At 64.8% G+C, this 20,539-nt stretch carries 14 protein-coding genes; 3 read left to right on the forward strand and 11 right to left on the reverse strand.

The genetic code is table 11. The annotated features are described in order from the left end of the window. Window positions 1-68: 68 nt before the first annotated feature. From ACW5DN_RS08050 to ACW5DN_RS08080, 7 genes are all read right to left on the reverse strand, one after another. A complete protein-coding gene (locus ACW5DN_RS08050; RefSeq protein WP_456962192.1) occupies window positions 69-659 on the reverse strand; it encodes a CvpA family protein in 591 nt (196 codons plus the stop codon). Between the two features lie 19 nt (window positions 660-678). Beyond that, window positions 679-1,668: an SPOR domain-containing protein gene (locus ACW5DN_RS08055; protein WP_456962193.1), complete on the reverse strand. Its 990-nt coding sequence runs from the start codon at window positions 1,666-1,668 to the stop codon at window positions 679-681. Window positions 1,669-1,752: 84 nt separating this feature from the next. Continuing rightward, window positions 1,753-3,096 carry a bifunctional tetrahydrofolate synthase/dihydrofolate synthase gene (gene folC, locus ACW5DN_RS08060; RefSeq protein ID WP_456962996.1) on the reverse strand — a complete coding sequence of 448 codons (1,344 nt, stop codon included), beginning with the start codon at window positions 3,094-3,096 and terminating at the stop codon, window positions 1,753-1,755. Window positions 3,097-3,131: 35 nt separating this feature from the next. Beyond that, window positions 3,132-3,773 carry a histidine phosphatase family protein gene (locus ACW5DN_RS08065; protein ID WP_456962194.1) on the reverse strand — a complete coding sequence of 214 codons (642 nt, stop codon included), beginning with the start codon at window positions 3,771-3,773 and terminating at the stop codon, window positions 3,132-3,134. Between the two features lie 10 nt (window positions 3,774-3,783). Continuing rightward, window positions 3,784-5,946: a S46 family peptidase gene (locus ACW5DN_RS08070; protein ID WP_456962195.1), complete on the reverse strand. Its 2,163-nt coding sequence runs from the start codon at window positions 5,944-5,946 to the stop codon at window positions 3,784-3,786. A 135-nt stretch (window positions 5,947-6,081) separates the two neighbouring features. After that, window positions 6,082-8,298 carry a S46 family peptidase gene (locus tag ACW5DN_RS08075; RefSeq protein WP_456962196.1) on the reverse strand — a complete coding sequence of 739 codons (2,217 nt, stop codon included), beginning with the start codon at window positions 8,296-8,298 and terminating at the stop codon, window positions 6,082-6,084. Continuing rightward, window positions 8,291-10,468, reverse strand: a complete 2,178-nt coding sequence (locus ACW5DN_RS08080; RefSeq protein WP_456962197.1) for a S46 family peptidase — start codon at window positions 10,466-10,468, stop codon at window positions 8,291-8,293. The genes ACW5DN_RS08075 and ACW5DN_RS08080 overlap by 8 nt, the downstream gene beginning before the upstream one ends. Window positions 10,469-10,646: 178 nt before the next feature. On the opposite strand from ACW5DN_RS08080, the gene tdh reads away from it, so the two are divergent. Both tdh and kbl read left to right on the forward strand, forming a co-directional pair. After that, window positions 10,647-11,681: an L-threonine 3-dehydrogenase gene (gene tdh / locus ACW5DN_RS08085; protein WP_456962997.1), complete on the forward strand. Its 1,035-nt coding sequence runs from the start codon at window positions 10,647-10,649 to the stop codon at window positions 11,679-11,681. 69 nt (window positions 11,682-11,750) lie between these two features. Continuing rightward, window positions 11,751-12,944, forward strand: coding sequence for a glycine C-acetyltransferase (gene kbl / locus ACW5DN_RS08090; RefSeq protein WP_456962198.1), 1,194 nt, complete (start codon window positions 11,751-11,753; stop codon window positions 12,942-12,944). Between the two features lie 80 nt (window positions 12,945-13,024). On the opposite strand, the gene ACW5DN_RS08095 is transcribed toward kbl, so the two are convergent. The 4 genes from ACW5DN_RS08095 to ACW5DN_RS08110 form a co-directional block, all read right to left on the reverse strand. Continuing rightward, complete coding sequence (locus ACW5DN_RS08095; RefSeq protein ID WP_456962199.1) at window positions 13,025-13,804, reverse strand: hypothetical protein; 780 nt, start codon at window positions 13,802-13,804, stop codon at window positions 13,025-13,027. 194 nt (window positions 13,805-13,998) lie between these two features. Beyond that, complete coding sequence (locus ACW5DN_RS08100) at window positions 13,999-15,087, reverse strand: OmpA family protein (RefSeq protein WP_456962200.1); 1,089 nt, start codon at window positions 15,085-15,087, stop codon at window positions 13,999-14,001. A gap of 223 nt (window positions 15,088-15,310) precedes the next feature. After that, entirely contained in the window at window positions 15,311-16,438 is a 1,128-nt protein-coding gene (locus ACW5DN_RS08105) for an OmpA family protein (protein ID WP_456962201.1), read from the reverse strand. A gap of 182 nt (window positions 16,439-16,620) precedes the next feature. After that, a complete protein-coding gene (locus ACW5DN_RS08110; RefSeq protein ID WP_456962202.1) occupies window positions 16,621-18,069 on the reverse strand; it encodes a bifunctional 2-methylcitrate dehydratase/aconitate hydratase in 1,449 nt (482 codons plus the stop codon). Window positions 18,070-18,252: 183 nt separating this feature from the next. Between ACW5DN_RS08110 and ACW5DN_RS08115 the strand changes: the two genes are divergently transcribed. Continuing rightward, entirely contained in the window at window positions 18,253-20,289 is a 2,037-nt protein-coding gene (locus ACW5DN_RS08115) for an oxidoreductase (protein WP_456962203.1), read from the forward strand. Window positions 20,290-20,539 lie beyond the last annotated feature (250 nt).

A 20,539-nucleotide genomic window follows, 5' to 3' on the forward strand; every position in this document is an offset into this window, starting at 1 on the left:
TGTGTGTCCTGGTTGCTGGGGTTGTTGCGAAAAACAGAAGCTCTGGCGAGCGCGAAGGTTGCCCTAAATTATCCCGGGTCGTCCGCCGGTCCAGGCAAGACCGGCATTGGCAGCGCCGGCAGTGCCTGTATCCGGCCCGGTGAAATCAATGCCGGCGCGTCCGAGTCGCCGCGCAGGTCCACCTGGCTGGCGACCCACTGCGGCAGCCAGGCCTGCATCATTTGCGCGCCCGGAATGAACACCGGCACCAGTTGGGAATCCTGCCACGACTTCTCGCGGGGCAACTCGGTCAGCCCGAGCAGCAGCAGCAGCGCGCAAGCAATAAACGCCCCGCGCGCGACGCCCAGCAGCAGGCCCAGCATCCGATCCGGCCCCGACAGGCCGACGGAATGGATCATCTTGCGAACCGCCCAACCCACCAGTCCAACCACCAGCAGCACCACGATGAACGCCAGCGCATAGCCGGCAAACAAATGGCCCGCACCTGGCTCAACATCGCGAGCCAACATCAACGCGACTTGCGCGCCGAACTGGAATGCCGCCCAACCCGCCAGCACCCACGCCGCCAGCGAAGCCAATACGCCAATCAAGCCCCGCATCAGGCCCAATAGCGCGGACACGCCAACGATTGCCAGCAACACCCAGTCGATTGGACTCATCGCAGCAACCACTCAGCCCTCACGGGTGCGAGTGGACGAAACCGGTGATGCCCAGCTTGGCTGCCGCCTGCGCCTTGAGCTTCTCGGCCGCGGCGCGATCGGCCACCGGTCCGATCTGTACCCGGTTCAACGGGCCCTTGTCGGTGGTGACGGTTTCGACAAAGGCACTCAAACCCAGAGAGCGCGCGCGATCACGCAACTTGGTGGCGTCCGCGTGGCTGGCAAATGCCCCCAACTGGACGGCAAAGCCCACCGCGCTGGCTGCTGGGGTGGGATCTGCGGGAGTAGGATCCGCGGGCTTGGCGGCTGCGACCGGTTTGGGTGAAGCAGGCGTGGCGGGCTTGCTGGCTACCGGGGTGGGTTCTTCAGCCGGCGGTGGTACTGGCTTCGAAACAGCTGGCTCGGTCGCGGCAACTGGCTTTTTTTCCGCTTCGGCGGCATCGGCATTCAATACGACCACTTTGGAGCCGACGTCGTCACGCACACGCGCGGCACCCAGTCGACCGGCCTCGGCGGCGGCGCGTGACTGGTACGGTCCGACTCGCACCCGGTACAGCGTACGGCCGCCGGTGGTCGTGGTCTCCTGGTAGCCCGGCAGCTGTGCGTTGCGCAGCGCCTCTACCACCCGCTTGGCATCGCCAGCGCTGGCATAGCTGCCAAAGCTGACGACGTAATTACCGTCCGCGCCCGGTGCGGCATCGACGCTGCCGCTGTCGGCGGCCCCGGTATCTGCCGCCCGGGTATCCACCGTCGGCAAGTTGCCGTCATCGGCAGGATCCACCGGACGGGCGCCCAGGCCGGTCACGCTGGATCCATCGGCAGCCGCGGGCGTGACCAACGGCAGCTCTCGGGTTTCGAACTCGCCCTCGGGCGCATTCGGCATCTCCAGCGGGACATCGGACACGCCGCTCTCTGGCGCCGGGCCCTTGATCAGCATCGGCAGAAAGATTACCGCGATCGCGACCAGCACGGCGGCGCCGATCAGGCGCTGTTTCAAGGCAGGTTCCATCGGATCTCGCAAGCAACAAGGTGAGGAGCCCGGCCGATTATACGCGTGTGCCGCCAGGCAGCCGTGCGTGTTGGCCGGTGGTGTTCAGACTGGTGCGGTGGCGGCCGGGTCCAGGACGGCCAACGCCGCCGCTGCCGTATGGAACGAACCGAATATCAGTATCCGGTCACCCGCTCGTGCCTGGTTGCGAGCGGCGACGATAGCGTCCGGAACACTGGCGTGGCAGCTGCCCGAGGCGGCCTCGGTGCCCACCAGACGCACGGCGAAATCCTCCACCGCGATTCCGCGTGGAGCCTGCTCGACCAGCCCGGCCAGGTGCCAGTGATCAATCACTTCGGCCAATGCCCCGACCACCGCAACCACGTCCTTGTCGGCCAGCGCGGCATACACCGCGTGGGTGGCGCCGGCGGCCGTCAGCGGCGCGGCGCGCAACCACCCGGCCAGCTCGCGCGCTGCCTGCGGGTTGTGGCCGACATCGACCACCAGCTCCACGCCGTCGCGTACGAAGCGTTGCAGGCGGCCGGGAATATCCGCGGTTTCCACGCCGCGGATCATCGCGGCCACCGATGGCGGCGACTCCAGCGCGCGCAATGCGGCGATCGCAATAGCCGCATTGCGCAGCTGCACAGGGGCCGCCATCCGCGGCAATGGCAAGTCGATTCGGCAACCCACCTCACGCCAGCGCCAATGCCCGGGCGACACGGTGTCAGCGTCGACTGCAGCATCATCACCGGCCGGATCAGTGCTGGCGAGGTCAACGAAAAAGTCGCAACCGATCCGGATCGTCGAGGCGCCAATCGCGTACGCGTGGCGGAGCACGCTGGACGGTGGATCGTCATCGCCCAGCACCAGTGGTTTCCATCCGCGCGCAATCCCGGCCTTCTCGCGGCCGATCGTCTCGCGGTCATTACCCAGGTAATCCTGATGGTCCAGGTCCACGGTGGTGATGACCGCCACGTCGGGGTCGACGATGTTGGTCGCATCCAGCCGTCCGCCCAGGCCTACCTCGAGGATCGCCAAGTCCAGCCCGGCACGCTCGAACAACCACAGCGCTGCCAGCGTGCCGTACTCGAAATACGTCAGCAATACCTCGCCACGGGCGGCCTCGATCGCCTCGAATGCCGCGACGATGTCGGCATCGCTGGCCAAGGCGCCGTCGATGCGTACCCGCTCGTTATAGCGCCACAGGTGCGGTGACGTGTAGCTACCTACCTTCCAGGCCGCGGCGCGTGCAATCGCCTCGATGAATGCGACGGTCGATCCCTTGCCGTTGGTACCGCCCACGGTGATGACCTCGCGCGCCGGCCGCCCCAGGCCCAACTGGCCGGCAACCTGTCGCACACGCTCCAGGCCCATGTCGATCGACTTGGGATGCAGACGCTCGATCCGCTCGAGCCATTGGGTCAGGTTCATTGCCGAGGGTCGCAGGCCGGGGATGGGCGCGGGATGGACATGATCCACGCTTACAGCGCGCGATGCACTGCCTCGCCGAACAGCGCGGTGTGGTGACTGCAATCGTTCAGGCGAACCACGTCGAGATGGTCGATATCCAGACCTTCCAGCAGGTTCAACGTGGTCGGTGCCTGGCGAAAACCCCACAGCCGGCGCAGCGGTATGCCCAGCACATGGCATAGCAGGACCCGATTAACCGCATCGTGGGCGACCACCAACAGGGTGTCGTCGTCGCCCAGGCCATCGCCCGCGCGGAGCAGCGCACGCCAGGCGCGGTCGAATACGTGCTGCAGTGACTCGCCCTGCGGCATCAGCACCTCGTGCGGGGCGTCCCGCCAGGCGCGCAACCGGTCGGGATCACGCTCGCCAATCTCGCTCGCCAGCAGTCCTTCCCAGGTGCCGTGGGCGATCTCGCTGAAGTCCGGGTCGATCGCCAGCATCCCGGCGCGATCACCGAGCGCCCACTCGGCGGTGCGCCGGGCGCGTGACAACGGCGAGGCCACCGCGCGGGTGATGGACACCTCGCGCAGCCGCTCTCCCAACGCGCGGGCCTGACTCTCACCGATCTCCGACAGCGGAATATCGGCCTGGCCCTGGTAGCGGCCTTCCGCGTTCCAGCGCGTTTCCCCGTGACGGGCAAGCAGGATCTTCATGGCGACCGGTTCACTCCTGCTCGGGCGCGCCCAGTTCCTGCAGTACCTGCGGCGCCGGGAATACTTCCTGCATGATCCAGCGCAGATAGCGGCCGTCGACGGCGATCACCCGGGTCATGGCCGGATCGAATACCCAGTTGGAGCTGACGCTCTCCCAGTTCATGTCGAACACCAAACCGACCAACTCACCGCGCGCGTCCATTACCGGCGAGCCGGAATTGCCACCGGTAATGTCCAGGTCGGCCATGAAGTTGACCGGCACCGTACCAAGCTCGTCACTGGCCAGACCGCCGTGGTTCTTCGCCGCGATCGCATCGAGCTGCGCCTGCGGGGCATTGAACGGCTCCACACCGGTGGCCTTGGCGGCCACCTGTTCCAGGGTCGTGAACGGCGGCAGTCGGGTGCCATCGGGCTTGGTGTAGCCCTGCACGTTGCCGAAGGTGATCCGCAGCGATGAGTTCGCATCCGGATACACCGACTCATCCTGGCTGGCCTTGTAGTCCGCGACAGCCTGCAGGTACGCCGGTCGCGCCAACAACGCGTCGCCTTGACGGGTCTCGGTCTGTTCCTCGCTGGCCAGTATCGCCGGCATCACCGCCACCGCGAGCTGCAAGGCCGGATCGGCACTGGCCTCGATGGCGGCACGATCGGCCTTCAACAACGCCAGGCGCGTGTCCAGGTCACCCAGCCCGGTCTTTGCCAGCCGGTCCAGTGCCGCCTGTACCGCTGCCTCGTCATTGCCACCCAACCACGCGTCCAACGCAGCGATATGTTGCGCCTGCGGCAAGTCGACATATTCGCGCAGCCAGTACTGCTGCAACTGACGATCCATGCCGGCGTCGTAGCGGCGCTCCATCTGCTCCAGTGAGCCCTCGAACCTCACCAGGTCGCGCTCCTGATAGCCGGCCTCGCGCTCGGCGTCGGGCTTGTCGGCCTCGATCGCAAACCGGTACAGACCCACCGCGGCGCCAATCACTCCGGTGCGGCGCAACTGACCAAACACCAGGTCACGGTCGCGGGTTGCATTGTCGGCCTCGTTCAGCTCCAGCAAGGTCGCGTGTGCCGCCAGCGCGCCCTCGCCTTCGGCACCTTGTCCGCGCAGCCAATCCAGTACCGCCGCCTCTTCGGCGTGCTTGGTCTTGCTGGCATCGATCCGTTCGAAACCCTCCAGCTGACCGCCGTAATTCTTCATCGTGTTCTGCCAGCCACGGATGGTGCTGGCGTACTTGACCTTGATGGCTTCATCGCGCGCACCGGCCGTCTCGACCATATCCGCCAGCGCCTGGTAGTGCGCCTTGACGGTCGGATACGTCCACTGCGCGGTCTGGTCGAACTCCTCGGCCAGCGCATAGCGCGCGGTACGCCCCGGATAGCCTGCCACCATCACGAAGTCGCCGATCTCCAATGGCTGGCTGGCGAACTTCAGCCAATGCACCGGCTGGTAGGGCACGTTGTCCTGCGAATACGCCGCCGGCTTGCCGTCCTTGCCGACATAAGCGCGGTAGAACGAGAAGTCACCGGTATGGCGCGGCCACATCCAGTTGTCCACGTCGCCACCGAAACTGCCGATGCTGTTGGGCGGCGCGTACACCAGCCGCACATCCTTGATCTCCAGGTTCTTGAACAACCGGTAGCTGTTGCCGCCGGAGAAACTGTAGAACTGGCAGCGAAAACCCGGATCGGACTCGCAGTCGGCGACCAGTCGCTTCTGGGTCTTCTCCAGCGCCTGGGCGCGACCAAGCGCGTCGGGAGCGGCGTCAATCGCGGCCTGGACCTGGGCGGTGACCTCCTGGATCGAATCAAGCGCATAGATGCGCGCGTTGGGTCCTGCGGACAACTCCTGGGCCGGGGTTGCAGCATTGAACCCGTCCTGGATCAGGTTGTTTTCCGGCGTCGAGTTGAGCTGGATCGCGCCATAGGCGCAGTGGTGGTTGGTCACCACCAGTCCTTGCGGCGACACGAAGCTGGCGGTGCAGCCGCCCAGCGATACCACCGCGCCCATCGGGTCGCCGGTCAGGTTCGCCAACTGCTCCGGTGGCAACTCCAAGCCCGCTTTCTGCAACGCATCGGAGATCTGCGGCAATTGCTGCGGCACCCACATCCCCTCACCGGCCGTCGCCGACCCCACCACCGCCGCCAGCGCAATGGCTGCGGCCAACACCGAATAACGCATGCATTCACTCCGAAGAAAAATAGAAAATCCAACAATCGATACCCGAGTCTAGCCCCCAGCCCGAGCTCGCACGCGCGTAGCCATGACCGACTGGGCCGGACCCACCTTGACGCCGTTGCGATCCGCCGGTTGGCTTCACTGCACCGGCAAATTCATTTCTTCCAGCAAATACGGCGCGGGGTAGACCTTGGCCAACAACCACCGCATGTAACGCAGGTCGACGTGGATCGCCCGTTTGTAGCGTGGATCGAACATCCAGCTGGCACTGACCGCTTCCCAGTTGCTGTCGAAGTGCAAGCCGATCAACTGCCCGCGCGCATCCAATATCGGTGAGCCGGAATTGCCCCCCGTCGTGTCCAGGTTGGTCATGAAGTTGACCGTCTGGGTGCCCAGCTCCGGATCCATGGCGCTGCCGAAGTCGCCCTCGGCGATGGCATCCAGCAACGGCTTGGGCGCATCGAACGGGGCCTGCCCGGTGTGCTTCTCGACGATCCCCTCGACCGTCGTCAACGGCAGGTAACGCACGCCATCACCTGGCTCCATCGTGCTGACCTGGCCGTAGCTCACCCGCAAGGTGGAGTTGGCATCGGGATACACCGCCTCGCCGCGTGACTGGCGGTAGCCAATCAGCGCGCGCATGTAGGCCGGGCGCAGGCGCAGCAACTCGCCGGCGCGGGCCTTGTCTTCGGCTTCCATGCGCATGATTGCCGGCATCAGTGCCGCGGCGACTTGCAGCAAGGGATCATCCGCCGCGGCCACCGTGGCCGGATCGGCATGGAACCACGCCAGCCGCGCAGCTTCCTGATCCAGTCCCGAACCGGCATACATGGCATCGAGGCTGGCGTTGACCGCGTCCGGCGTGGTGCCAAACACCGCGTCGAACTCGGCCACGTGTTGCGCGGCAGGCAACGCGTTGTACTGGGCCAGCAGGTCCGCCAGGATCGCCTTTTCCACCGACTCCACGTAACGGCGCTGGACTTGCTTCAGTCCGCCTTCTATCAAGGCTTCGTCGCGTTGCTGGTAGCCCGACTCGCGCTGCGGGTCAGGCTTGCCACGTTCCAGGGCGAGCCGCTGCAAGGTCACGGCGGAATCGAGCAACTGGGTCCGCCGGATGATCGTGCTCAACAGCTGGTCGCGCTCACGCACGCTGCTGGCGTCCTCCAGGACCGCCTGCGCGGCGGCGATGTCGCCCCTGGTCGCCACCGCATCCGGCTGCGTGTCAAGCCAATCCAGCATGGCCTGCTGGTCGGCACGGCGCACGGCAACCGCGTTGCTCACGGCCAGACCATCCAGTTCACCCTGGGCACGCTTGAGACCGTTCTCCAGGCCAGCCAGGGTCGATGCGTAACGAACCCTGGCATCGGCGTCGCCGGCAATGGCCGCTTCGATGGTCGTGATCAGTCCGTCGTACAGTGCGATCCGCGACGGCAACTGCCATTCGACCTGGCTCTCGAACTCCGACGCCATCCGGTGCCGGTAGGTTCGGCCCGGGTAACCGGCCAGCATCGCAAAGTCGCCGGCGACGACGGGCTCGGTCGCGACCTGCAGGTGGGCCGGCGGCGTGAAAGGCACGTTGTCGGTCGAGTAGGCGGCCGGGTGACCGTCGGGGCCCACATAGGCCCGCAGCAAGGTGAAGTCACCGCTGTGGCGTGGCCACATGAAATTGTCGACCTCCCCGCCAAACCCGCCAATCGCATCGGGCGGCGCATAGACCAGCCGCACGTCGCGCAGTTCCAGCTGGGTGATCAGGTAGAAATCGGCACCGTAATGCATGTTGGCGACGCTGCACCGGTTACCCGCGACCTGCTCGCACTCGGCCACGACCGCCTTCTCGGCCGCGTCGATCGCGTCAAAGTAGGCACGTCCATGCTTGCCCTTCGCATTGGCCACGATACGGTCGGTGATCTTGTCGAAGCCGGTCGTCACCCGGACCCGGAAGTCCGGGCTGGCCGGCAGCTCGCCGGCACGGTCGGCGGCGATGAAGCCCTCCTCGATCAGGTCACGCTCGGCGCTGGCGTTGTACTGGATCACGCCGAACGCAACATGGTGGTTGGTCAGCAGCAAGCCATCCGCGGACACGAATGCTCCGGTACCACCACCGACCTTGACCACCGCGTTCATCGGTGGCCGGGTCAGGTCGGCCAGCGCCGCCGGGTCGCCTTCAAAGCCGGCATCGCGCAGTTGGGTGGCGACCTGCGGCAGTTGCGACGGCAACCACATGCCTTCGTCGGCGTGGGCGGCGAAGGTCGCGCACGATGCCGCGACCGCGGCCAGCACCGCCAGCCGCAGCGACTTGCCGGCCGAGCCGATGCGCGGGAATGCCCCGCATCCCACCAGACGATGGTCAGTCATGTGGCAGCCCCATTTCCTCCAGCAGGCGGTCGGCATGGTCGACCTCGTCCATCACCCAGCGCATGTAGCGCGTGTCGACGTGGATCGAACGGGTCAGCTCCGGGTTGAAGATCCAGCCGGCGCTGAGGCTTTCGTAGTTGCCATCGAACAACAGGCCCACCAGTTCGCCATTGGCGTTGAGCGTGGGCGAACCGGAGTTGCCGCCGGTGGTGTCCACGTCGCTGAGGAAGTTGACCGGCACGTCACCCAGCGATTCCATCCGGTACTGCGCACCCTTGCCTGCGGCAATCGCATCCAGCTCGGCCTGCGGGGTGATGAACGGCTCCTCGCCGGTGGTCTTGGCGACGATGCCATCCAGGGTGGTGAACGGGACCATCTCGACGCCATCACGCGGGGAATAACCGCGCACGGTGCCAAAGGTGATCCGCAACGAGCTGTTCGCGTCCGGGTACACCGGCTTGCCCTGGGACTGGTTGAAATCGATCATCGCCTGCATGTATTGCGGACGCAGCGCCGAGATCCGGCCGCTGAGTGCTTCGTCGGCGGCCTCCATCCGCAGCAACGCCGGCATCATCGCCACCGCGAAATCCAGCGCCGCATCATCGGAGGCTTCGATGGCGGCCTTGTCGGCCTCCAGCCACTTCAGGCGGGCGTCAACATCGTCGAGCGTGGAGCTTGCGTACAAGGTGTCCAGCTTGGCATCGAGGCCGGCAATGGTCTTGTCATCGGCACCGATGCCCAGCCACTGGTCCAGCTCCGGTACCCGCTGCGCCGCCGGCACGCGCTCGGCATATCGTGTCAGGCGCAGCGCCATCAAGGCCTTGTCGACCTTGGGGTCATAGCGCTTGTCGAACGCGGTCAGGCGGCCGGCAATGCGTGGCGCATCACGGTCCTGGTATCCGACGCGGCGCTCTGCGTCAGGCTTGGCTTGCTCGATCGCGTTGCGATAGAGGCTCACGGCCACCCCGCTCAGCCCACCGCCAACCGCACTGTCGAACCACAAATCACGTTCGCGGGTCGTGCGTGCGTTTGCCAGCTCTTTTTCCAGCGCATCGATGGCTTCCAGCGGTGCCTCGCCCTGCGCGCCGCGTTCGGCCAGCCAGGCCTCCAGTGCCTGCTCGCGGGCCTGCTTCATCCCGACCGGATCGTCCATCTGGGCAAACCCGTCCAGGTTTCCCTGATACAGCTTGAGCACGTTGTTGACGCCCGCCACCGTGGAGGCGTACTTCAATGCCGCCGCTTTGTCGCCCTTGGTGTTCCGCTCAATCGCCGCGAGGTAATCGCCGAAGTAGGCAATCATTGTCGGGTAGCGCCATTCGATCGCCTGCCGTATCTCGCCCGGCAGACGGTAGCGATTGGTGGAGCCCGGATAGCCGGTCACCATCACGTAATCACCTTCCAGCAACGGCTGTTGCGACACCGTCAACCAGCTCTCGGGCTGGTACGGCACGTTGTCCCTCGAGTACGCGGCCGGCTTGCCATCGGCACCCACATAGGCACGCAGGAAGCCCCAGTCGCCGGTGTGGCGCGGCCATTCGAAGTTGTCTTCGTCGCCACCGAACTTGCCGATCGAATCCGGTGGGGCATACACCAGCCGCACGTCGCGGATCTCCAGCTGCCGGATCAGCGAGAACTGCAGGCCACCGTTGAAGCTGTAGACGTTGCAACGCAGGCCGCCGGGTTGCTCGCACTCGGCCACCAATGCCTTGTTGCGCGCCTCGATGGTGTCGAAACGTGCCTTGCCGTCCAGCCCTTCCAGATCGGCGGTGACCTGCTCGGTTACGTCGCGGATGTCCTGGGTGACGTAGATGCGCGCGTTGGGCTCGGCCGGCAATTCCTCGGCCAGGGTCTTGGCAACAAAGCCGTTGGCCAGCAGGTCGCGCTCGGGGGTGGAGTTGTACTGGATCGCGCCGTAGCCGCAATGATGGTTGGTCACCACCAGGCCCTGGGGCGAGACGAAACTCGCGGTGCAACCGCCCAGGCTGATGACCGCGTTGAGCGGTTTGCCGGCCAGGTTGGACAACGCGGCGGGATCCATCTGCAATCCGCGCGCTTTCAGCTGCGCGGCCAGCTCGGGCATTTGTTTGGGTTGCCACATGCCCTCGTCGGCAACTGCGGCAGTGGACGCGAACGCGACAATCAGCGCCACGGGCAATATTCGAAGGTTCATGTTGGCCCCGGTATTCATGTTCGAACCGTTGACCATAGGCAAAGCAGGCCACTGTCGGCAACCGCCAACGGTCACGCCACGGATGAATAACACCGCAGCGGTACAATTGGCGTCTCACTCGTCAGACTCCGCCAGGCCCGAAATGCCCTCTATCGCAGCCCAACCCACCCAGCGCCCGATCCCGCAAACCATGAGGGCGCTGGTCAAGCGCGAAGCCACCAAAGGCATCTGGATGGAGGAGGTACCGGTGCCGGAAGCCGGCGCCAACGAGGTGCTGATCAAGGTCGAGAAAACTGCGATCTGCGGCACCGACCTGCACATCTACCTGTGGGACGAGTGGAGCCAGCGCACGATCAAGCCGGGACTGGTGATCGGCCACGAATTCGTCGGACGGATCGTCGAGGTCGGCCCGGGCGTGACCGGCTACAAGGTCGGCCAGCGGGTGTCGGCCGAGGGCCACATCGTCTGCGGCCATTGCCGCAATTGCCGAGGCGGCCGTCAGCATCTGTGCCCCAACACGGTCGGCATCGGGGTCAATCGCGACGGCGCGTTCGCCGAATACATCGTGATGCCGGCGACCAACCTGTGGCCGATCCCGGACCAGATCCCCAGCGAACTGGCCGCGTTCTTCGATCCCTACGGCAACGCCGCACACTGTGCACTGGAGTTCGACGTGGTCGGCGAGGACGTACTGATCACCGGTGCCGGCCCGATCGGCATCATTGCCGCCGGCATCTGCAAGCACATCGGCGCGCGCAACGTGGTGGTCACCGACGTCAACGACTACCGGTTGAAGCTTGCGGCCGACATGGGCGCGACGCGCGTGGTCAACGTCGCGAACACCTCACTCAAGGACGTGATGAAGGACCTCCACATGGAGGGTTTCGATGTCGGCCTGGAGATGAGCGGCAACCCGCGCGCGTTCAACGACATGCTCGATTGCATGTACCACGGCGGCAAGATCGCGATGCTTGGCATCATGCCCCAGGGCGCCGGCGCGGACTGGGACAAGATCATCTTCAAGGGCCTCACCCTGCACGGCATGTACGGCCGGAAGATGTACGAGACCTGGTACAAGATGACCCAACTGGTGTTGGGCGGCTTCCCGCTTGGCAAGGCCTTGACTCACCAGTTGCCGGTGGACGAGTTCCAGCAGGGTTTCGACCTGATGGAAGCCGGCAAGTCCGGCAAGATCGTGCTCAGCTGGAACTGATTCGAGGCGGGCACTGACCCGCCGACACACATCATGGCGGGCCGTGACCCGCCCTACGCGGAGCACTTCATGTCACTGACGACCGGTTACATCCACGAACTCGAAACCATCCGCGAGCAGGGCCTGTTCAAGGCCGAACGCATCATTACCGGCCCGCAATCGGCCGAGATCACGCTGGCCGATGGCCGGACGGTATTGAACTTCTGCGCGAACAACTACCTTGGCCTGGCCGACCATCCTGACCTGATCCAAGCCGCCAAGGACGCGTTGGACAGCCACGGCTTCGGCATGGCGTCGGTGCGCTTCATCTGCGGTACCCAGGACTTGCACAAGCAGCTCGAGCAGACCATCGCCACGTTCTTCGGCACCGAGGACACCATCCTCTATGCGGCGTGCTTCGACGCCAACGGCGGCTTGTTCGAGCCGCTGCTCGGCCCCGATGATGCGGTCATCTCCGACAGCCTCAACCATGCCTCGATCATCGATGGCGTGCGCCTGTGCAAGGCGCAGCGCTTCCGTTACGCCAACTGCGACATGACCGATCTGGAAAGCCAGCTGCAGGCGGCCGATGCCGCGGGCTGCAAGACCAAGCTGATTACCACTGATGGCGTGTTCTCGATGGATGGCTTCATCGCGCCACTGGACGAGATCTGCGCGCTAGCGAAAAAATACGGTGCGCTGGTGCACATCGACGAATGCCACGCGACCGGCTTCCTTGGCGCCACCGGCCGCGGCTCAGCCGAGGTCAAGGGCGTGCTGGACAAGATCGACATCTTCACCGGCACCCTGGGCAAGGCCATGGGCGGGGCAGTGGGTGGCTTCACCACGGCGAAGAAGGAGGTCATCGAACTGCTGCGCCAGCGTTCGCGGCCGTACCTGTTCTCCAACTCGTTGCCGCCGCACGTGGTTGCTGCCGGCATCAAGGCGTTCGAGATGCTGGATGCTGCCGGCGACCTGCGCGAGCAACTGGCCGCGAATACCGCGTACTTCCGCGAGCAGATGAACAGCGCCGGTTTCGAAATCCAGCCCGGCACCCACCCGATCGTCCCGGTCATGCTGCACGATGCCCCGCTGGCACAGAAATTTGCTGAGCGCCTGTTGGAAGAAGGCATCTATGCGATCGGGTTCTTCTTCCCGGTGGTGCCACAGGGAAAGGCACGCATCCGCACCCAGATCAGCGCGGCGCATACGCGCGAGCACCTGGATCGGGCCATTGCCGCGTTCACCGGTATCGGTCGCGAGCTGGGCGTCATCAAGGGTTGATCCCATCCCGACCAATGAAGCAACGGCCGCATGAGCGGCCGTTGTCGAGTGTGAAGCCTGTCGCTTGAATTACGCGACGGTTAACCGCCCTCGTCCGGTTCAATCGCCTCTGTCGGCGCTTCAACTGGCAACGTTGAGGCGTCGGGCGATGGCGTTTCGGGCACCGCCGTTTCAGTGGTGGGTGCTTCGACTGGCGTCGCGCTGGCAGCGGTCATTTCGGAAGTTGCTGTTTCGGGCGCCGTCACTGCAGGAGCTTCTCCGGCGGGCACCACGATCGAGCCATCCACCGCGACACCGCTGACCGGCACTGCCGCCACCGGTTTGGGTGCCGCACCCTTGGCCACGCGCACGCCCTTGGACTCCATCCACGCCGCGAAGGCATCCGCCGTCATCTGCTCGCCGTTCTGGTTCATGTTGAACCGCCACGGGGTATTGTCGAATTCGGTACGGGGCTTATAGGCCGCCGGATCGGCTGCCGTCGGCATCGCAGTGCTGGCGGTTGCCGGCACGACGGTGGCGACGGGCGCGGCAACACCAACTGCGGCGCCGGTGTCGGCAAGGGGAGGACTCACCGGCGGTGCTGCCGGGATCACGCTGGCGACAACACCGCAACGCTCGACCTGGAGGCGGAACAGCACCTGGTCAACCGCCAGCGATTCGCCCAAGGCTTGGGACAGTACTCCCGTTGGCGCCCCCAACTGGTGGCGCGGGGCACCGAACTCGGCGATTACCGGTGCGATCACGGTCGGCTGCACCGACATTGCCTGGGGCGCGACCAGGGCGCCACACTGGATGGAATCCTGCGCGTGCGCCAAGCCGGCGGACGACAACAGCACCATTACGACGGCAGCACGCAACATGACTCATCTCCTTGGGAAACCGGGGGCTGGCACCCCGCACGACGCACGTCAGTGTAAGCGCGCGCCCCAATGCGAACAACCAGCCACGACACGGTCAGGGCACGTCACCGCACAAAAACAAAGCCCGGCACTTGGCCGGGCTTTGTGTGTCTCACATCGATGGCTGCGAACAGCCACCTGTAGCTGTTTCGTGCTTAGTTCTGCACGTTCAACTCGGTGCGGCGGTTCTGTGCACGACCTTCCGGATTATCCGAACCGTCCGGGTTGGTGTTCGGCGCGATCGGGCGGCTCTCGCCGTAACCGTTCGGGCCCACCATGCGCGAGGCGTCGACACCGTTGCTGCTCAGGTAGTCATACACCGCGGTGGCGCGACGCTCCGACAGCGACTGGTTGTACGCGTCGGTACCCTTGGAATCGGTATGACCGGCAACCTCGACCTTCAGGTCGGGGTAACGCTGCAGGATCTGCACCGCCTCGCTCAGGATCGCAACCGCGTCCGGACGCAGGGTCGACTTGTCGAAGTCGAAGTTCACGCCCTTCAGGTCGATCGAGACCGGCACCGGGCAACCGTCCGGACCAATGGTCTGGCCAGCCTGCGAATCCGGGCACTTGTCGTCACAGTTGTTGACGCCGTCGCCGTCGTCATCCAGGTCCGCGCAGCTCGGAGCAACCGGGGCCGGGGCAACCGCGGCAACCGGCTCCGGACCCAGCGGCACGATTACGCCAACGGAGGCCAGCACATCGCCGAACCAGTCTTCATTGGGGGCCGCCACGCTCTGATCGTCGAAATCGGCACGGTAGGCCAGTTCGGTACGCACACCGACGCGACCCACGTCGCCCTGGAGGCCGAAACCGACCTTTGCCGCGAAGTTGCCGTCTTCGCGCTCACCGGGCGAGTTCGCACTGGGGAAGTTGTCGTATTCCTCTTCCGAGCGCTGGTAACCCAGGCCAAACAGGGCATACGGGTTCCAGCTGCGACCCTCCGTCAGGAAGTGACGACGCAGGTCAAGCGAAACGCCGTACTGGCTCCAGTTCATGTCCTGGTTGGCGTCGAAATTGGGGTTCTGGTAGTTCAACTCACCATCAACCGACCAAGTGGGGCTGACAAACTTGCCCACGCCCAACGTCACGAACGGGGCATCGTTCGTTTCACGCTTGGTGTCCTGGAGATTGAAGCCGGTCGATCCGGTCAGGTACCAGCGATCATCGAAATCCTGCGCATTTGCTGCCGACGCAAACGCCAGGCCGGCAAGCAACGCCGTGCTCAACAGGCGAATTTTCATAACTCACACTCCTTACTAAGGACAACAGGGGGGTTTTTGGCGAACTCTGCCGTAACTGGTGGAACTGCAGTGCACACCGGCAGGCTGGTCGCACCGCTGGCGCCTGATGATACACACCCATGACGCTTTATTAACAGCGTTAAATTACACGAAGCCCGGCACATGGCCGGGCTTCGCTTGTTGCATTGGCGGCGTCAAAGCGCCACCGGTAACGGCAACGTGCTTAGTTCTGCACGTTCAACTCGGTGCGGCGGTTCTGCGCACGACCTTCCGGATTATCCGAACCGTCCGGGTTGGTGTTCGGCGCGATCGGGCGGCTCTCGCCGTAACCGTTCGGGCCCACCATGCGCGAGGCGTCGACACCGTTGCTGCTCAGGTAGTCATACACCGCGGTGGCGCGACGCTCCGACAGCGGCTGGTTGTACGCGTCGGTACCCTTGGAGTCGGTATGACCGGCAACCTCGACCTTCAGGTCGGGGTAACGCTGCAGGATCTGTACCGCCTCGCTCAGGATCGCAACCGCGTCCGGACGCAGGGTCGACTTGTCGAAGTCGAAGTTCACGCCCTTCAGGTCGATCGAGACCGGCACCGGGCAACCGTCCGGACCAATGGTCTGGCCAGCCTGCGAATCCGGGCACTTGTCGTCACAGTTGTTGACGCCGTCGCCGTCGTCATCCAGGTCCGCGCAGCTCGGAGCAACCGGGGCAGGGGCAACCGGGGCAACCGGCTCCGGACCCAGCGGCACGACTACGCCAACGGAGGCCAGCACGTCACCGAACCAGTCAGCACCGTCGTCACGCGGCACGTCGTCGGTCATGAACGCGCCAATGCTGTCGTCGTCGGCATCAATGCGATAGGCCAACTCGGTGCGGATCTTCACCCGGCCGACGTCACCCTGCGCACCAAAACCGATCTTGCCGGCCACGTGGCCATCTTCGCGCTGGAAAGGACCGTTGGGGCTGTTGCTACCCACGTCCTGCGGCGCGTACTCCTCTTCGGAGCGCTGGTAACCAAGGCCCATCACTACATATGGGTTCCAACTGCGACCCTCGGCCAGGAAGTGGCGGCGCAGGTCGAATGAAATACCGTACTGGCTCCAGTTCAAATCCCGGTTGCGCTCGACATTCGGGTTCTGGTAGTTCAGCTCGCCGTCCAGCGACCAGTTGGGGTTCAAGTACTTGCCAACACCGATCGCTGCAAATGGGGCGTTGCTGGTGTCCCGATTGCTGTCCTGGATATTCATGCCCGCTGAGCCGGTGAGGTACCAGCGATCATCGAAGTCCTGCGCGTTGGCCGCGCCTGCAACAGTCAAGCCACCCAGCAAGGCGGCGCAGAGAAGTTTCTTATTCATTGGGTATCTCCGTATTGGTTCTAAATCAGGAAACCGCTTCTGCGTGATTCCGTACCGTTCAAGACGGCAGCCGGTATGACGCCATCGAGGGAGAGGTTAGGTTCGGCCACGTGAAGGTGGTGTTAACAAACGCCTAACATCCGTCCAAGTTCCGCAGACGGCGTCTCGTCCTCAGCCGCTATTCAGCTAGCGAACAAAGCCATCAGCTCGGTGATCGGCATTGCTTCCAGCTCATCGGGAGCCGCCGCCAGCGCCACCAGACGGTCGGCCTTCGCCGCTGGCAACTTGCCGCGCACGGCCGCCTCGAACTTCTTCATCAGCACCGGAATGCCTTCGTCGCGACGCTTGCGATGGCCGATCGGGAAATCGATCGAGACCTTCTCGGTACTGCTGCCGTCCTTGAAGAACACCTGCACCGAGTTGCCGATATAGCGCTTGGCCGGGTCAAAGTAGTCCTTGGTGAATTGTTCGTTCTCGCTGACCGTCATCTTGGCGCGCAGCGCATCGATGCGCGAATCGGCGGCCACCGCATCGCTGTAATCGTCGGCGACCAGGCGGCCGAAGATCAACGGTACGGCCACCATGTACTGCAGGCAATGGTCGCGATCGGCATAGTTGTGCAGCGGGCCGGTCTTGTCGATGATCCGCACCCCGGCTTCCTGGGTCTGCAGCTCGATGCGCTCGATGTCCTCGATTCGGTCCTTGACCTGCTCGTGCAGCTTCATCGCGCACTCGACGGCGGTCTGGGCGTGGAATTCGGCCGGGAAGCTGATCTTGAACAGGACGTTCTCCATCACATAGCTGCCGAACGGACGCTCGAACTCGAACTGCTTGCCCTGGAAGGCGATGTCATAGAAGCCCCAGGTCGGTACGCTCAGCGCGCTTGGGTAACCGACCACGCCCTTCACGGCGTTCAGTGCATGGGTGACGGCGCGGCGGCAGGCATCCCCGGCAGCCCAGCTCTTGCGCGGCCCGGTGTTGGGCGCGTGGCGGTAGGTGCGCAGCATGCCGTTGTCGATCCAGCTGTGCGAAACCGCGGTCCAGATCGCTTCCTTGTCGCCGCCAAGCATCTTGGTGGCCACCGCGGTCGAGGCCAGACGAACCAGGATCACGTGGTCCAGGCCGACCCGGTTGAACGAGTTCTTGATCGCGTAGCCACCCTGGATCTCGTGGGCCTTGATCGCGTACCCCAGCACGTCCTTGACCGTCAGTGCCTTGCCGCCATCAGCTTCGGCCTTGCGGCCCAGGTAATCGGCGACGCCCAGGATCGCGCCCAGGTTGTCGGACGGATGGCCCCACTCGGCGGCCAGCCAGGTGTCGTTGAAGTCGAGCCAGCGGATCTGCACGCCGATGTTGTAGGCGGCCTGGACGGGGTCGAGCTCATGGGAGGTATAGGGCACCCGGGCTCCGCCCTTCATCTCCGCACCAGGCACCAGCGGCCCGAGGTGCTTCACGCATTCCTCGTGATCCATCGCCAGTGCGGCGCAGGCCAGCGAATCCAGCAGCATGTAGCGCGCGGTGTCGTAGGCCTCGGTGGAATCGATCCGGTAACCGGTGACGTACTCGGCGATGTCGAGCATCGGCTGGTCGGGGGTCGGACGGACGGTGGAACGGATGTCGTGCTGACTCATACAAAAGGATCCGATCAGGGGGGAGCCGTTCATTTTGCCAGATCGGCACGGCCGCGGCTTGCACTCACCTTTGCCGTGCGTCCATGCGGTCTTTCCCGGCTCACCAATCGCGGCCTCTTCCGGCTGCTTGCCGGGCACCGGCTTTCCCGGCATCGTGATGCATCCATACGCCGACGTACTCCCATGCTGCCCACCGATCCACACCCGCTCTACCCCCACCTGTTCACTCCGCTCGACCTGGGGTTTTGCACCCTGCCGAACCGGGTACTGATGGGATCGATGCACACCGGGTTGGAGGATCAGGCGCGCGACTTCCCGAAGCTTGCCGCCTACTTTGCCGAGCACGCCGCCGGCGGGGTCGGGCTGATCGTCACCGGCGGCTTCTCGCCCAACATCGTCGGCTGGCTCAAGCCGTTCGGTGGCACGCTGGGCTGGTCGTGGCAGGCGCGCAAGCACCGCCAGGTCACCGATGCCGTGCACGCCCATGGCAGCCGCATCTGCCTGCAGGTCCTGCACGCCGGCCGCTACGGCTACCACCCGCTGCAGGTGGCGCCGTCGCGGATCAAGTCGCCGATCAACCCATTCACTCCGCGCGCGTTGTCGGCCCGCGCGGTCGAGCGCCAGATCGACGCGTTCGTCGACACCGCCCGGCTCGCTCGCGATGCCGGATATGACGGCGTCGAGGTGATGGGTTCGGAGGGCTACCTGCTCAACCAGTTCACCGCGCCGCGCACCAACAGGCGCGACGATGCGTTCGGCGGTGATGCAACGCGGCGGATGCGTTTCGCGGTCGAGATCGTCCGCCGCATCCGCGAGGCCTGTGGGCCTGATTTCATCCTGATCTACCGGCTGTCGATGATCGACCTGGTCGACGGCGGCCTGGCCTGGGACGAGGTTGTCGCCCAGGCACGCGCGGTCCAGGCTGCGGGCGCGACACTTATCAACACCGGCATCGGCTGGCACGAGGCACGGGTGCCGACGATCGCCACCTCGGTGCCGCGCGGCGCGTTCGCCGGCATCACCGCGCGCCTGAAGCCCGAGGTCGCAGTGCCACTGGTCACCACCAACCGGATCAACATGCCCGAAACCGCCGAGCATATTCTTGCCGCCGGCGAGGCCGACATGGTGTCGATGGCGCGGCCACTGCTGGCCGACCCGCAATGGGTGGCGAAGGCGCAGGCCCGACGCAGCGACGAGATCAACACCTGTATCGCCTGCAACCAGGCCTGTCTGGATCATGTATTCGCCAACCAGCGCGCGAGCTGCCTGGTCAACCCGCGGGCCTGCGCGGAGACCGAGTTGAACTATCCATCGACCACCGCGGCCAGGAAGATCGCCGTGGTCGGCGCCGGTCCTGCTGGTCTGGCATGCGCGACGATCGCCGCCCAGCGTGGGCACCAGGTGACCTTGTTTGATGCCGCCAGCGAGATCGGCGGCCAGTTCAACCTCGCCAAGCAGATTCCGGGCAAGGAGGAATTCCACGAGACATTGCGTTACTACGGGCGCCAGATCGAGCTGACCGGCGTGGAGTTGCGTTTGCAGACGCATGTTGACGCGGAAGCGCTGGCCGGTTTCGAACACGTCGTGCTGGCCACCGGCGTGGTCCCGCGGAAAGTAGACTTCCCCGGTGCCGGGCATCCCAAGGTTGTCAGCTACCTGGAGGTGCTGGGTGGCCACGTGACGGTGGGACGCAAGGTCGCGATCATCGGTGCCGGCGGCATTGGCTTTGATGTTGCCGAATTCCTGATCCATCAGGGTGAATCGCCGAGCTTGAATGCGGATCGTTGGCGAGACGAATGGGGTGTCGACCTGGCCTACACCGACAATCGGGGCGGTCTTGTAAGCGCGAAGCCGGAACCCGCCGCGCGCGAGGTCTGGCTATTGCAGCGCAGTGCCGGCAAGTTGGGTGCCCGCCTGGGCAAGACCACCGGCTGGATCCATCGGGCAACGTTGAAAGCCAAGCACGTCCACATGCTGGGCGCGGTGGAATACCTCGGGGTCGATGATCAGGGCCTGCGGATCCGCGTCGGCAATGTCGAGCAGACCCTGGCGGTGGATCAGGTCGTGGTGTGCGCGGGACAAGAGCCCTTCAAGCCTTTGCAAGCGCAGTTGATCGGGCATCCGGGCCAGGTGCACGTGATTGGTGGCGCGGACCGTGCTGTCGAGCTGGATGCCAAACGGGCGATTGAACAGGGAAGCCGGCTGGCAGCGTCTTTTTAGCGCGCATTTGCGGTGTTTTCCTGTCGGCCACGGCAAGTGATAAAGCTGAACAGGGATCTCGGCGACGGCGGCCGCGCGCGTCCCCAGAACGTCGCTGGTGCTGGTTCTGAACAATTCCTGCGTGACTGAATCATGATTTTTCCAAGCTGAACGGGGATAGCTGTTCAGGCTGGATTTAAATTATGACCGCTACCGTGCCGCAACTTTCGAGTCACCACGCAGGTGACACCCACGCCGGCCCGCACTCAGC

The organism is Lysobacter sp. A289, from assembly GCF_054072675.1.

Coding starts and splice junctions, on each gene's coding strand:
- ACW5DN_RS08050 (WP_456962192.1), bottom strand. CDS start 659: ATGAGTCCAATCGACTGGGTGTTGCTGGCAATCGTTGGCGTGTCCGCG.
- ACW5DN_RS08055 (WP_456962193.1), bottom strand. CDS start 1,668: ATGGAACCTGCCTTGAAACAGCGCCTGATCGGCGCCGCCGTGCTGGTC.
- ACW5DN_RS08065 (WP_456962194.1), bottom strand. CDS start 3,773: ATGAAGATCCTGCTTGCCCGTCACGGGGAAACGCGCTGGAACGCGGAA.
- ACW5DN_RS08070 (WP_456962195.1), bottom strand. CDS start 5,946: ATGCGTTATTCGGTGTTGGCCGCAGCCATTGCGCTGGCGGCGGTGGTG.
- ACW5DN_RS08075 (WP_456962196.1), bottom strand. CDS start 8,298: ATGACTGACCATCGTCTGGTGGGATGCGGGGCATTCCCGCGCATCGGC.
- ACW5DN_RS08080 (WP_456962197.1), bottom strand. CDS start 10,468: ATGAACCTTCGAATATTGCCCGTGGCGCTGATTGTCGCGTTCGCGTCC.
- kbl (WP_456962198.1), top strand. CDS start 11,751: ATGTCACTGACGACCGGTTACATCCACGAACTCGAAACCATCCGCGAG.
- ACW5DN_RS08095 (WP_456962199.1), bottom strand. CDS start 13,804: ATGTTGCGTGCTGCCGTCGTAATGGTGCTGTTGTCGTCCGCCGGCTTG.
- ACW5DN_RS08100 (WP_456962200.1), bottom strand. CDS start 15,087: ATGAAAATTCGCCTGTTGAGCACGGCGTTGCTTGCCGGCCTGGCGTTT.
- ACW5DN_RS08105 (WP_456962201.1), bottom strand. CDS start 16,438: ATGAATAAGAAACTTCTCTGCGCCGCCTTGCTGGGTGGCTTGACTGTT.
- ACW5DN_RS08110 (WP_456962202.1), bottom strand. CDS start 18,069: ATGAGTCAGCACGACATCCGTTCCACCGTCCGTCCGACCCCCGACCAG.
- ACW5DN_RS08115 (WP_456962203.1), top strand. CDS start 18,253: ATGCTGCCCACCGATCCACACCCGCTCTACCCCCACCTGTTCACTCCG.